Raw genomic sequence first — 13,220 nt, forward strand, 5'->3', positions numbered from 1 at the left:
GTAGTCTATTCTCCTTTATTGTTCGAAAATTGGCTACAGATATAAGTGGGAAAATATAGTATGATGAATGTAAGGAGGGGATCACAATGAGTTTAAAATACCACAACATATTAGTAGCTGTAGATGGATCCAGGGAAGCAGAATGGGCCTTCAAAAAAGCGATTGCCATCGCAAAACGGAACGATGCCGTTCTGTCCCTGATCCACGTCATCGACACCCGCTCTTTCGCCGCCATCGAATCCTACGACCGTACAGTAGGAGAAAGAGCCATCAAGTATGCTGAAGAATTATTAAACGAATACAAAGAAGAAGCGGCCAAAGCCGGATTGACCAAAGTCAAAACCTATGTCGAATATGGCTCCCCGAAAGTGATCATCCCAAGAGAAGCAAACAAAAACGTCAAAGCAGACCTCATCATATGCGGAGCCACCGGCCTTAACGCCGTCGAACGGTTCCTCATCGGCAGCGTCTCCGAACACATCACCCGGGCTGCCCACTGCGACGTACTGGTTGTCAGAACGGAAGAAGTGGAAGATTGATTTTACCATCTTTCCAACAAAAAAAGAGCGGTTGAAGGAGGAGGTTCCTTTTCAACCGCTCTTTTTGGTGATATTAGAAAGAAAATCAACCAGCACTATCTATTACACAGATTGAGTAGCCAAAGACCCCAACTCAGCCTTCCCCTTCCCAATCTGCACCTTCACCTGCTCAAACCCCGTACCACCATACGACTTCCTTCTCTCCACAGCCGAATACGGAGCCAAAATCGAATAAATATCCTCCTCGATCAACGAAGAAAACTCACCATACTCCTCAAGCGGAACATCCTTCAAATAACAGCCCTTCTCAATACAATACAACACAAGCTTCCCAACGATTTCATGGGCCTGCCTGAACGGAATCCCCTTCGTCGCCAAGTAATCCGCAAGCTCTGTCGCATTGGAAAAATCGTTTCCGACTGCTTCCTCCATCTGCTTCGTATTCACTTTCATCGTCGAAATCATGCCCGTAAAGATCTTAAGCGATCCCACCACGGTCTTCACCGTATCGAACATGCCTTCCTTGTCTTCCTGCATATCCTTGTTGTACGCAAGCGGCAGTCCTTTTAACACAGTAAGAAGGGAAATGAGATTCCCATTCACCCTGCCCGTCTTTCCTCTGACTAGCTCCGCCATATCCGGGTTCTTCTTCTGTGGCATGATGCTGCTTCCAGTCGTAAAACTGTCATCGAGCTCGATGAATCGGAATTCTTCCGTGGACCACAGAATCATCTCTTCCGCCAGACGGGAAAGATGAGTCATCATGATCGAGCTGTTGCTCAGGAATTCCAGGATGAAATCACGGTCACTTACGGCATCGAGACTGTTTTCATAGCAAGAATCGAAGCCAAGAAGTTCGGATGAATACTCACGATCAATGGGGAAAGTTGTCCCGGCAAGTGCACCGGCACCCAATGGAGAGATATCAATTCGTTTTAACGAGTCGACAAGTCTCTCCTTATCACGGTTCAACATCCAGAAATAACACATCAAATGATGAGCGAACGAAATCGGCTGGGCACGCTGCAGATGAGTATAGCCAGGAATGATCGTTTCCACATTCTCTTCCGCCTGAACGATGATCGCTTCCTGAAGGTCCTCAACGAGCTTGACGATTTCCTCCACCCGTCTTTTTAAAAAGAGATGCATGTCTGTCGCAACCTGGTCGTTACGGCTTCTTCCCGTGTGGAGCTTGCCGCCGACCTCACCGATTAAATCGATCAGATGCTTCTCCAGATTCAAATGAATATCTTCATACTCAACGGAAAACTGAAGTTCATTCTTTTCAGCCTTTCCATACAGCACATGGAGGCCATCGAGGATCTGATCGGCTTCACTTTCCGTCAGGATCCCGCATTTTTTTAACATTTTCACATGGGCGATGCTGCCTTCGATGTCTTCTAGTACGAGCTCCTGGTCGAATGAGATGGATGCATTGAATTCATCCACCCACTCTTCCGGCTTCTTGGTGAAACGTCCTCCCCACAGCTTACTCATAGAGTGACTTTCTCTTTCTTCTCAGCGTTGACCATGGAAGACACCTTCGTCGGCAGACCCCATAGTTGAATGAATCCAATGGCAGCATCGTGATCGAATTCATCCGCTTTTGTGTACGTCGCAAGGTTTTCATCATACAGGGAATTCGGTGATTTTCTTCCTTCGACGATGGCATGGCCTTTGAATAATTTCACGCGTACCACACCGTTCACATACACCTGAGTTTGATCTAGGAAAGCCTTTAATGCTTTATTTAATGGAGAGAACCATAGTCCCTCATAAATTAATTCTGTCATTTTCTTCTCGATCACCGGTTTGAAATGGGCCAATTCTTTCACCAGTGTGAGGTCTTCCAGTTCTTTATGTGCTTTTAAAAGGGTCATGGCTGCAGGACATTCATATACTTCACGTGACTTGATCCCGACAAGGCGATTTTCTACATGATCGATACGGCCGACTCCGTGCTTACCGGCAAGCACATTCAGTTTCGCAATAATTTCATCAAGAGGATATGCCACGTGATTCAGCTCCACAGGCACCCCTTTTGAGAACGTGATTTCAACCACATCCGCTTCATTTGGAGATTCTTCGATGCTTGCTGTTAGATCATATGCATCTTCAGGTGGTGCAGTCCAAGGATTTTCCAGCACCCCGCATTCATTGCTTCTGCCCCAAAGATTCTGGTCGATACTGTATGGTGAATCGAGATTGATGGGAATCGGAATCCCCTTATCCTTCGCATATTCGATTTCTTCTTCACGTGACCACTTCCATTCACGAACCGGTGCGATTACTTCCAGTGAAGGATTCAATGCCGCAATGGACACTTCGAATCTCACCTGGTCATTTCCTTTCCCCGTGCAGCCATGTGCAACAGCCGTTGCATCTTCCTGTTCTGCAATCTCAACAAGTTTTTTTGCGATCAACGGTCTTGAGAGTGCGGACACCAGTGGGTATTTCCCTTCATACAGTGCGTGACTTTGCAGGGCAAGAAGTGCGTATTCATTCGCGAACTCTTCTTTTGCATCAATGACAAAGCTTTTGGACGCTCCAACCGTCAACGCTTTTTCTTGTACAAAATCAAGATCCTTTCCTTCCCCGACATCCAGGCAGCATGCAATGACTTCGTATCCTTTTTCTTTTAACCATTGAACCGCTACCGACGTATCCAAACCACCTGAGTAGGCTAATACCACTTTTTTATTCATCCGTATCTCCTCCTGTTGATTTTCTATATAAATGAATATTTATTCTTTAAGATGAATTTATATTAGCAGTTTACGAGAAATACATCAATACTTATTCATTAATTTGTATAAATATTTTATGGACAAATAATGACATCGCCTTCGCACTGGGCTTCACGCAGAATTTATTGTAGGATGAAAGAAGAATGAAATGTGAGGAGCATTCAGAAAGATGTGGAACGAATTTTTTTCATATGATTCAAGACTCGGCATCCACCTTCCACTGCAGGTGAAGGAATGGCCGATGTATTCTCCAGAGGAACAGGAAATAATTCTCCTAGAGTGGGAGCGTGTCCGGGGAACGATTCCAGACCGAATCGGGGAAATTGATGTGGAGATCGAGCGCCTTCAGGATGAACTCGCTCAGGAAGATGATTTTGAACGATCCTGCATGATCAATCATGAAATCTCTGAACGGGCTTCGGAAATCAATGATCTATGGCTCTGGTACCGGACCAATCCGGAAAAAACAGAAAGGGAATGATGCGTTGCACACATCATTCCCCTTTTTTATTGTTCATTTTTCTTATCGCGCAAATAGCGGTATTGATAATATTTTTCGGCAAAATCAGTAATTTTCCTCGAAAGCTGATAATTGGATCCCGCTCCGATGGCAATGCTGACAAGAGGCAGACCCGACCACTTCTTCCCTTTGAACATGGTGATGGCCATTGCTTTCAGTGCCTGTTTCATGGACCCTTCCAGCCACGTATAATCCGTCAGCTGCTCTGACCCGTCATAGAAGTAATTCGAATCCTTCTTATTCAAGTCCTCCATCAGATCCTCCCAAGCAAGGGCCCGGAGTCTTGCCGGCAGGGTCGCTGCATGGAACACCTTCAGCGACGTCATCATTTCAAACGGCGTCTGAACATCAAATCCGTAGGTGATGGCGATGAGCTGCACCGAACGAAGATTGATGACGAGCATGGCAGGCAGATCCGATCCAAGAGCCACAAGCCCCCCGGTACCCGTCACCCCTCCTTGCAACAGGGAATAGATGCGATGGCGTCCCGCATGCTGTTCCGCTATGTAATGAAGCTGGTCAATCGTTAAATAATGAAGATCCTCGACCGTCTGAATGTCCTGATTGAATGCCCGCGCCGTCACAAGGATCCGCTCCCGTGCGTCATTTTGCATCTGTGAACCTTGAATCAGGGAATGCATATGAAACAACCAGCCATCCAGCCGCTGAAAAAATTGATCCTGAACATCTTCAGGAATCGATTCAAACGCGTAATCCAGCCACTTCACATATGTATGCTCCAAATCATTCGCTTCATATTCATACAACTCTTCTCTCCAAGCCTTGATCCCCTGCCATACCTGCTTATCTCGTTCTGACCAGTTCACTTCTCCCCACTCCTTACATTCCTTAAATTACGTATAGTATACCATATATGGAAGGGACAATTCGTTGGTGAAGGGGAGAATGGTGGGAATAGTCAGTTATTTTGAACGGAAAGGAAATGCTTTATAAAAAAACAGGACCGCCATAGATAGCGATCCCGTTTCATTTATATTAGATATTTCCTTTTTCCACAACATCACGAGCGATCATGACTTCTTCATTCGTAGGAATGATCATGACTTTTACCGGTGAATGCGGATAGTTGACGAATGCTTCTTTACCACGGACCTGATTGCGTGCCGGATCCCAGTATACGCCCATGAATTCCAAGCCTTGAAGGACTTTTTCACGGATCAGCGTACTGTTTTCACCGATACCTGCCGTGAAGACAATTGCGTCTACACCGTACATGCGTGATGCATATGAACCGATGTATTTGTGGATACGGTTAGCGAACACTTCAAGAGCCAGTTCCGCACGCTCGTTACCTTCTGAAGCCTGCAGCTCAATATCACGAAGGTCACTTGAGAATCCTGATACACCAAGCATACCGGACTTCTTGTTGAGGATATTTAATACTTCATCAGCCGTTGATCCTGTTTTCTCCATGATGAACGGGATAAGGGCCGGGTCGATATTACCTGAACGAGTTCCCATGGCAACACCGGCAAGTGGTGTGAAGCCCATGGACGTGTCGATGGATTTACCGCCTTCGATGGCTGCGATACTTGCACCGTTACCTAAGTGACAGGAAATCAGGCGCACTTGCTCTTCCGGACGTCCTAGCATTTCAGCTGCACGCTGTGATACATACTTGTGGGAAGTTCCGTGGAAACCATATTTACGGATTCCGAAATCTTCATAGTACTCATACGGAAGGCTGTATAAGAACGAGCTTTCGGGCATTGTTTGGTGGAACGCTGTATCAAACACAGCAACCGCAGGAACATTCGGTAACACGCTATGGAATGCTTTGATTCCTGTTAAGTTTGCCGGGTTATGAAGTGGAGCCAAATCAGACAGTTCCTCGATTTTCGTCACAACTTCGTCTGTAATCAAAACGGAATCATTGAAGACCTCTCCGCCGTGCACGACACGGTGACCGATTCCATCGATCTCATCAAGTGAGTTGATGATGCCAAAGCCTGTCAGCTTTTCAAGCAGCATTTTTACCGCTACTTCATGATTCGGGATATCCGTCACTTCTTCACATTTCTCATCGTTCACTGTTATATTGAAAACCGCATCGTTTAATCCGATACGTTCAATTAGACCTTTGGTAATGACTGTTTCTTCAGGCATATCAAAAAGCTGAAACTTTAACGAAGAGCTTCCAGCATTAATTGCAATCACTTTTTTTGCCACGTTGTATCGCTCCTTTTGTTTTCGATCTATCGACTCTACCATTATTCTGTTCATTGAATCGTTTTTTATCTCTCAATTCCCCATTAAATCACTGACTCCACCCTATTTCAAGAAAAAGCTTGAAATGACATCGTTTTCATGTTAAATTAAATGTTTTCACAAAAATTAGAAAACAGAGCGCCATGTATCTACTCGTGCAAAATGTGTCTTTTAATGTTGAGCGGTCTATAAATCTAAATAACGGTCGATAAACTTCTCATTCTCTGCATACCCCCAACACCTATCCAATAAAACACCCTTAAAAAAAAGACCGCCAGAAGGCAGTCTCGATTCATACGTTTATTTATTCTGCACAAGCCACTGATCGATCTTCGACAGGATGTCCTGAAGGGCTCTCTGATTCGAAAGGCTTGGCAGTTGCGCAAGCAATACCTCTTTAGGAGGCTTAATTCCTTCTTTTTTCTTTTGAAGGATCAGGATGCTTTTTGCAGAATTTTTATTTTTAAACAGGGAGAGCGGCAGCTGCAGGAAGCCCTGGATGTCTGCTTTTTCTTTCAGATAACCATGAAGCTGTGCACTGTGGGGCGATTCGAAAAGTCCGTTCGGCACGATGAAGAAGAGGTATCCTCCGTCTTTCGTATGCTTCAGGCTTTGTTCGATGAATAGATGGTGGGCATACGAATGTCCTTCATCTGCTTTCAGCTCATAATCCTGGGCGCGCAGGTCGTTCGGATAATACCCGATCGGCAGGTCGCAAAGGACAAGATCGACGGGATCAATGAACAATGGCTCAAGGGAATCCTGGTTGAAAAGCTGCAGTGGATGCTTCTGCAGATCTGCTCCCACATACGCAAGCTTGATCAGTACTTCATCGATTTCCACACCGATGGATTGGGTTTCTTTCCCCGGCATCTGGTTCAATACTGTCGTTAAGAGATTCCCCGTTCCGATCGCAGGATCAAGGACCGTCAGCTTATTCACGCCAGCTGTGAATTTATTCACCAGATAGCTGATGAATAATCCAAGTGAGTCCGGCGTCATTTGATGATTCGGCTGTACGTTTTCTTTCATTCCTTTTAGAATCGCGAATTGAAACGCTTTACGGATATGTTCATTCTCAAGTTGAGAAAAATTTACTTCGTCGTACTTTTTGTTCAGGCGCTTCTTCGTCAGTTCGCTGACTTCTTCCTGGAGGACGTCCCCTTGAAAAAGGTTTTCCCCCGTTTCGGCAACGGCTTCTAAATAACTGCAGGCAAGTTCATCCTTCAGAAGGGTGGCCGTTTCATCGATTATTCCAAATAATGATTCGACTGGCGAATTAATCATCGGCATTCATTCCTTTATCACAATTTCATTCATCTATTTTACCTTTGTCCCACCCTTTTGTAAAAAAACAATGCTGACCATGGGTAAGTCAGGTCAGCATGTCTGTATATATGTTCAGTTGGGGCAGGATTATTTCGCGTTTTTCACTGCTTCTACGGCAGCATCATAATCCGGGTGGTCAGTCGCTTCGCTCACATATTCCACATACGTCACTTCATCATTGCTGTTTACAACGAATACAGCACGTGCAAGAAGACGAAGTTCCTGGATGTGCACGCCGAATGCTTCACCGAAAGAAAGGTCGCGGTGATCGGAAAGGGTTTGGACATTTTCGATTCCGTTCGCTCCGCACCAACGCTTTTGTGCGAATGGAAGATCAACTGAAACCGTCAATACTTCTACGTTATCAAATTTCGTTGCTTCTTCATTGAATTTTCGTGTCTGCGCATCACAAACACCGGTATCGATGGAAGGAACGACACTGATTAAACGTACCTTGCCCTTGGAATCATTCAGTGTGACTTCCGATAGATCATTAGCTAATACTGTGAAGTTGGGAGCTTTGTCGCCTACTTTAACCTCATTACCTAATAGAGTGACAGGGTTATTCTTAAACGTGATATTTGCCATTATTTGTTCCTCCTCTATAAATAGTATGTACCCCTTCATAGTACAGAAAAAGGAAGGGGGAAAGCAAATCATAGGGGTCCTTTTCAAAAAAAAGATGAGCTCACTCATTCGAGTAAGCACGCAATCATTTACAGCTCCATCTTATGATTTTGATTGTGCTGCCCGTTTTGATCCTCTTTATTGCCATCCTTTTTCATCATGCCCTGGATTTTCTCGATGGCACCAGGAGCAAGGTCCAGCAAGCGGTCGATCAGGTGAGTGCTTTCATCTAAATGAAGCATCTTGATACCTTTCGAGCCGACGATCAAAAACGCGATCGGCGTAATGGAGACACCGCCCCCGCTACCTCCGCCAAACGGCTGCTGCTTAGGGGATGACTTATCACCGCCGCCTTCTCCGCCTTTACCGCTGTCGTCTTTACCCTTATTGTCGATGATGAACTCACTGCCGCCTGCAGCAAACCCAAAGCCTACCTTTGAAACGGTGAGGATGACACTTCCATCGGGTGTTTCAACGGGATCACCGATGATCGTATTCACATCGATCATTTCTTTTAAATTTTCCATTGCCGTGGTCATCAGACCTTCAATCGGATGTTCTGACATATGAAGACCTCCTAATTAGACTGAATGTTTTTCTCCAGAAATGGTGGAAAGGGGCTTTGTCTTGAACTTAGCCATACCGCCTCTCCAATACCGAAGTATCTTGAAACCTACTAGGATAGCATTCCCTATGCGAAACTGGATAATACATGAAAATTGTGTTTGAATCACCGCATGTTGAAATGTCGGTGTCACTTCGATGACCGGCATGGATTGCAGGCGCATATACCCGCTCAGGATGCCGATGATGCTCCCTTTCATTCCCCAGATCGTCCCAGTCAACGTCCCCGTCGATGCCGCATCCCCAGTCCCGAATAAAGTCTTCCACTTGACCTGATCCAGTTTGACTTTTTTAAGAAACCCCCGGATGATCCGGTGCATGGATTGTACGTGAATGACGATTTCCTTCGTATCATTTAAACTGGCAATGAAATCATGAGGCGTGATTTTCTTTTTGGACGCCTTTTTCTTGGAAGGGTCGCTTTCCTTCCCTTTCTTCGTTTCCTGTTCCACGACGACATTCGGACCGTCGTCATCAAGCTTCACGAGCGGTATGTCGATCGTATATTTGATCAAACCGAACCACGCCCTCAGCTTCACCTTGAAATGATCATTGTCATTTCCATGGTATAAGGAAATCGTGACCGTCAGCTTCGTGATTATAAGAATGAATAATAGAGAAATAATAAGTGCCGCGATAATGATTAACGTCCAGACCCACCAGCTCATACATTCACACCCTTCAACCTGTTATTATGGCCTTTATTGGGAGAATTAAACTTGGGCTGATGGAAATTGCGGTGAAAAGAGGGTCTTTTGGAGGGGTCCTGAGGGGGAATTGCGTCATTTCGGGTGGTGATTGCGTCGTTTTTCGATTAATTGCGTCATTATTCCCGTGATTGCGTCATTTTTTATTTAATTGCGTCATTTCACCACGTAATTGCGTTATTTTCCATAAAAAGGTAATCCATTCAAATCGTCATCTCATTATTTAATGTCCATTTTTTTCACAGAAGTCCAATCACGCACAAAAAAAACAAACCCGCCCCATCAGCAGGTTTGCCTCTCTAAATCACACAGCTGGAGTAAATTCCAGCTTTTTCTTTTCCTGGACCACAGTCGTATCTGCAAACAGATCATGAATGCCCTGCTTCTTATGGGTAAAGGCCACGACCACGTATAAAATAAAGACGGTCGTGGAGATGAACCGGCCGATCAGCTCCCTGAAGAGGATGGTTCCCCATGATGGTTTACCGCCTTTCAGCTCAATGACACGAATACCGAATACCATCTTCCCGATCGTCTGGCTGAAGTATTTCGTCATTAAAACGAAATACCCGTAGAACACGATGCTCGTCAAAATGGAAATCGGGGCAAACATCGAGCCGTCGGATAAAGAAATGTCCAATAGTTTGAAGATTGGATTCACGATCAGCCGCGTGATGCTTCCAATGACGATCAGATCCACCAGATATGCCCAGAACCGTATCCAGAATCCCGCCAGGTAATATCCGTCATGCGGGATTGTCCTTGAAAAGTCAGGAGAAGAAGATTGAACTTCGATATGCTCCCGTGTTTCATTATGTTCATAGCGATCACTCACTTCATTCACCTTCCTTATTCAGAATAGAGATACATCAATCGTGGAGAACCCGGGTTTGATAGAAGTTTCATCAGTGCCGCCGCTTCCATGTCCTGACCCATCATTTTCTTTGCACCCATACTGAAGAATTCGGAGAAAGGATCGCCTGCCGTGTATTCAAATACTTGTGCATCTTTCAATTTATAATCTTTCTTCATCGCTGCAATCGTATCTTCCACATAGCCGAATTCATCAATCAGATTGACTTCCTTCGCCTGGATTCCATCGTACACACGTCCGTCGGCAATCTTCTTCACTTCCGCTTCAGACATATCACGGCCTTTGGCGATGACATCCACGAAGCCTTCATAAGAGTTATCGATCATCGATTGTATGATTTTCCGTTCTTCATCGGTCATTTTACGAGTTGGACTCATAATGTCTTTGTACGGTCCACTTTTGATCGTGACGAAATCGACGCCGTATTTCTCTGCCAGTTCCGAGTAGTTGATGCTGTGCATGATGACTCCAAGAGAACCTGTCAGCGTTTCTTTGCTGGCAAAAATCTTCGTAGCAGGAGCCGATATGTAGTAGCCGCCGGATGCCGCCGTACCGCCCATCGATACATAGATCGGCTTTTTCGTCTTCTCCATGATTTCCACAAGCTTCGAGTGGATCTGTGCACTTTCCACAACGCCGCCGCCTGGGGAATTCACTTTTAAAATAATCCCTTTGACAGATTTGTCTTTTTCAACGGCATCAAGCTTATCCATAAAGAGCTCGTGATTATAGCCCGGGCTTTCGAATAAGGAACTTGCACCACCCGTATCCTGGATGACACCTTCCACTTCCAGGACCGCGATCCGTTTATTCGCATTTCCTTCATCGATGATTTCCTCGGAGAAAGGATTGTCCGTCCCTCCGAACATGTCTTCAAATGCTTGATTAACATCACTTGTCACAGCAGAGGTCGCAAAGTTGACGATTACCGAAACAAAGAATAATGCGCCAGCGATTCCCAATGCTGTCCACCTTTTTGCATTCATCTGTATATTCCTCCCTCGTTTACCCTATCTTATGTAAGGATATGAATATCATTCTCATGTGAAAACATGATAGAATATTCACTAAGTTAGATTCTAGCAAAATTTCATGGAAATGGGAAAAATTATCTGATTTTTATATTTCAGGGAGGTACATATGATGAATAACCGACGAAATATCTATTTCTATGCTTTACACGAAGAAGGCATGCAGGCGAAGCTCGATCATTTATATGAACTTGCGACCCGCTATAATTTCACTATTGTCGAATCTCCTAAAACCGCCAATATCATCGTCAGTATCGGCGGCGACGGAACATTCCTTCAGGCCGTCCGTCAAACCGGTTTCAGACAGGACTGTCTGTACGCAGGTATCTCCACTGGAGGCACATTGAGCATGTACTGTGACTTCCATATCGATGACACGTCCAAGATGATCGAAGCCATGACAACAGAGCAGATCGAAGTACGTAAATATCCGACCATCGAAGTGACCGTCGATAATCAGACGTCCTTTCACTGCCTGAATGAATTCAGCATCCGCTCCGGCATCATCAAGACCTTCGTCATGGACGTCTTCATCGACGACAAACATTTCGAAACATTCCGGGGCGACGGCATGATTTTCGCCACCCCGACGGGAAGCACCGCCTATAACAAATCCGTCAACGGCGCCATTGTCGATCCGATGCTTCCTTGCATCCAGGTGAGCGAAATGGCTTCCCTGAATAATAACCGCTACCGTACACTCGGATCCTCCTTCATCGTGAGCGGACAGCGCCGCCTCGTACTGAAGATCGTCCAGGACGGAAACGACTACCCTGCCATGGGAATGGACAATGAGGCATTGAGCATTCAGCATGTGGAAAAAGTCGAAGCCAAACTCAGTGATAAAATCATCAAAACGGTGAAATTGAAGGATAATTCTTTCTGGGAGAAAGTGAAGCGTTCGTTTTTGTAGGTTGAATGGGTTGTGAAAGTGAGATTTTTTGGGGTTGATTAAAATACTAAAACTAAAACCCAAACAAAAACGCTCCAGTCAAAAAGACTGGAGCGTTTTTCATCATGCCGACAATCTGGCATCCCTTCTGCGTTTCCTGGCATACTGCACACGCGACGCCGTGAAGACCGTCAAGGCGAGCCAGATGAACAAGAACGAAACGAGATGGGTAACAGAGAACTCCTCATGGTACATGAATATACCGAGTATCAACGTGATCGTCGGGGCGATATATTGCAGAAATCCGACCATGTATAGCGGGATCTGCTGGGCACCCTTGGAGAAAAATAATAATGGAATCGCCGTTGCTGCCCCGGCTCCCATCAGTAAGAGGTCCGTCCCTACTGAAACATGGAAGAGGGAAAGGGTTCCTTCTTTGTACATGTAGCCAAGGTAAATCAGGGATAATGGCGCGATGGTCATCGTTTCGAGTGTGAGGCCGATGGATGATTCCACTTGGATGAGCTTTTTGGCTAATCCGTATAGGCCGAAAGAGAATGCGAGACCGACGGCGATCCAGGGGAATTCCCCGTATGACAGAGTCAGGATCAGCACTCCTATGGCGGCTAATCCAAAGGAAATGATCTGGGCCTTCGACAGGCTTTCTTTCAGGATGAATACACCGAGCAGCACGCTGACCAGTGGATTGATATAATAACCTAGGCTTGCTTCCACCATCTGGTTGGTATTCACGGCCCATATGTAGATGAACCAGTTCGTACTGATCAGTAGTGAAGCAACCAGCAAAGCGAATAACTGCTTCTTTTTAGTGAGAGATGTTTTCAGATAGTTGGTGAATTCCCTCCAACGCTTGCTGACAAACAAGAATAGAAGCATGAACCAGAACGACCAAAAGATGCGGTTGGCGAGGATTTCATCCGCTGACACATGATTAACCCATTTCCAATAGATCGGCAGAATCCCCCATAATAAGTATGAAAACGCCGTATACAGGATACCGGCTTGATCTTGCTTCATAAAAAACACCCCCAAAACTATTTCTATTTCCGAAATATCTCCATTATATCGGTGAAAAGTTTT

14 protein-coding genes are annotated in these 13,220 nt (G+C 45.4%); 3 read left to right on the forward strand and 11 right to left on the reverse strand.

Going from position 1 to position 13,220, the window contains the following annotated elements; genetic code table 11:
- The first annotated feature begins 86 nt into the window (after positions 1-86).
- Positions 87-539 (forward strand): universal stress protein, encoded by a 453-nt coding sequence (locus AC0VXY_RS17290; RefSeq protein ID WP_435989659.1) that lies wholly within the window; start codon positions 87-89, stop codon positions 537-539.
- A 102-nt stretch (positions 540-641) separates the two neighbouring features.
- Here the strand turns inward: AC0VXY_RS17290 and argH are convergent, their stop codons facing one another.
- Both argH and AC0VXY_RS17300 read right to left on the reverse strand, forming a co-directional pair.
- Entirely contained in the window at positions 642-2,036 is a 1,395-nt protein-coding gene (gene argH, locus AC0VXY_RS17295) for an argininosuccinate lyase (protein ID WP_475526015.1), read from the reverse strand.
- A complete protein-coding gene (locus AC0VXY_RS17300) occupies positions 2,033-3,244 on the reverse strand; it encodes an argininosuccinate synthase (RefSeq protein ID WP_475526016.1) in 1,212 nt (403 codons plus the stop codon). The genes argH and AC0VXY_RS17300 overlap by 4 nt, the downstream gene beginning before the upstream one ends.
- Before the next feature lie 211 nt (positions 3,245-3,455).
- On the opposite strand from AC0VXY_RS17300, the gene AC0VXY_RS17305 reads away from it, so the two are divergent.
- On the forward strand, positions 3,456-3,767 hold the full coding sequence (locus AC0VXY_RS17305) for a hypothetical protein (RefSeq protein ID WP_475526017.1): 312 nt from the start codon (positions 3,456-3,458) through the stop codon (positions 3,765-3,767).
- Between the two features lie 26 nt (positions 3,768-3,793).
- Here AC0VXY_RS17305 and AC0VXY_RS17310 read toward each other — a convergent pair whose 3' ends face one another.
- From AC0VXY_RS17310 to sppA, 8 genes are all read right to left on the reverse strand, one after another.
- Positions 3,794-4,633, reverse strand: a complete 840-nt coding sequence (locus AC0VXY_RS17310; protein WP_475526018.1) for an EcsC family protein — start codon at positions 4,631-4,633, stop codon at positions 3,794-3,796.
- A 169-nt stretch (positions 4,634-4,802) separates the two neighbouring features.
- Entirely contained in the window at positions 4,803-6,038 is a 1,236-nt protein-coding gene (locus tag AC0VXY_RS17315) for an acetate kinase (RefSeq protein WP_475527892.1), read from the reverse strand.
- Positions 6,039-6,335: 297 nt separating this feature from the next.
- Complete coding sequence (locus AC0VXY_RS17320) at positions 6,336-7,319, reverse strand: class I SAM-dependent methyltransferase (RefSeq protein WP_475527893.1); 984 nt, start codon at positions 7,317-7,319, stop codon at positions 6,336-6,338.
- Positions 7,320-7,451: 132 nt separating this feature from the next.
- Entirely contained in the window at positions 7,452-7,952 is a 501-nt protein-coding gene (tpx, locus tag AC0VXY_RS17325; RefSeq protein WP_258265333.1) for a thiol peroxidase, read from the reverse strand.
- A gap of 128 nt (positions 7,953-8,080) precedes the next feature.
- Positions 8,081-8,557: a GerW family sporulation protein gene (ytfJ, locus tag AC0VXY_RS17330; RefSeq protein ID WP_435989653.1), complete on the reverse strand. Its 477-nt coding sequence runs from the start codon at positions 8,555-8,557 to the stop codon at positions 8,081-8,083.
- 15 nt (positions 8,558-8,572) lie between these two features.
- Positions 8,573-9,283: a DUF2953 domain-containing protein gene (locus AC0VXY_RS17335; protein ID WP_475526019.1), complete on the reverse strand. Its 711-nt coding sequence runs from the start codon at positions 9,281-9,283 to the stop codon at positions 8,573-8,575.
- Positions 9,284-9,626: 343 nt separating this feature from the next.
- Positions 9,627-10,079 (reverse strand): RDD family protein, encoded by a 453-nt coding sequence (locus AC0VXY_RS17340; protein WP_435994409.1) that lies wholly within the window; start codon positions 10,077-10,079, stop codon positions 9,627-9,629.
- Between the two features lie 92 nt (positions 10,080-10,171).
- Positions 10,172-11,182: a signal peptide peptidase SppA gene (gene sppA, locus AC0VXY_RS17345; RefSeq protein ID WP_061810667.1), complete on the reverse strand. Its 1,011-nt coding sequence runs from the start codon at positions 11,180-11,182 to the stop codon at positions 10,172-10,174.
- Between the two features lie 157 nt (positions 11,183-11,339).
- On the opposite strand from sppA, the gene AC0VXY_RS17350 reads away from it, so the two are divergent.
- Complete coding sequence (locus AC0VXY_RS17350) at positions 11,340-12,140, forward strand: NAD kinase (protein ID WP_435994407.1); 801 nt, start codon at positions 11,340-11,342, stop codon at positions 12,138-12,140.
- A gap of 102 nt (positions 12,141-12,242) precedes the next feature.
- On the opposite strand, the gene rarD is transcribed toward AC0VXY_RS17350, so the two are convergent.
- The gene (gene rarD, locus AC0VXY_RS17355) at positions 12,243-13,157 is read right to left on the reverse strand and encodes an EamA family transporter RarD (protein ID WP_475526020.1); all 915 of its coding nucleotides are present in this window, start codon (positions 13,155-13,157) and stop codon (positions 12,243-12,245) included.
- Between the last annotated feature and the right edge of the window lie 63 nt (positions 13,158-13,220).

It is taken from the genome of Rossellomorea sp. QJM3NY_18, from assembly GCF_056173145.1.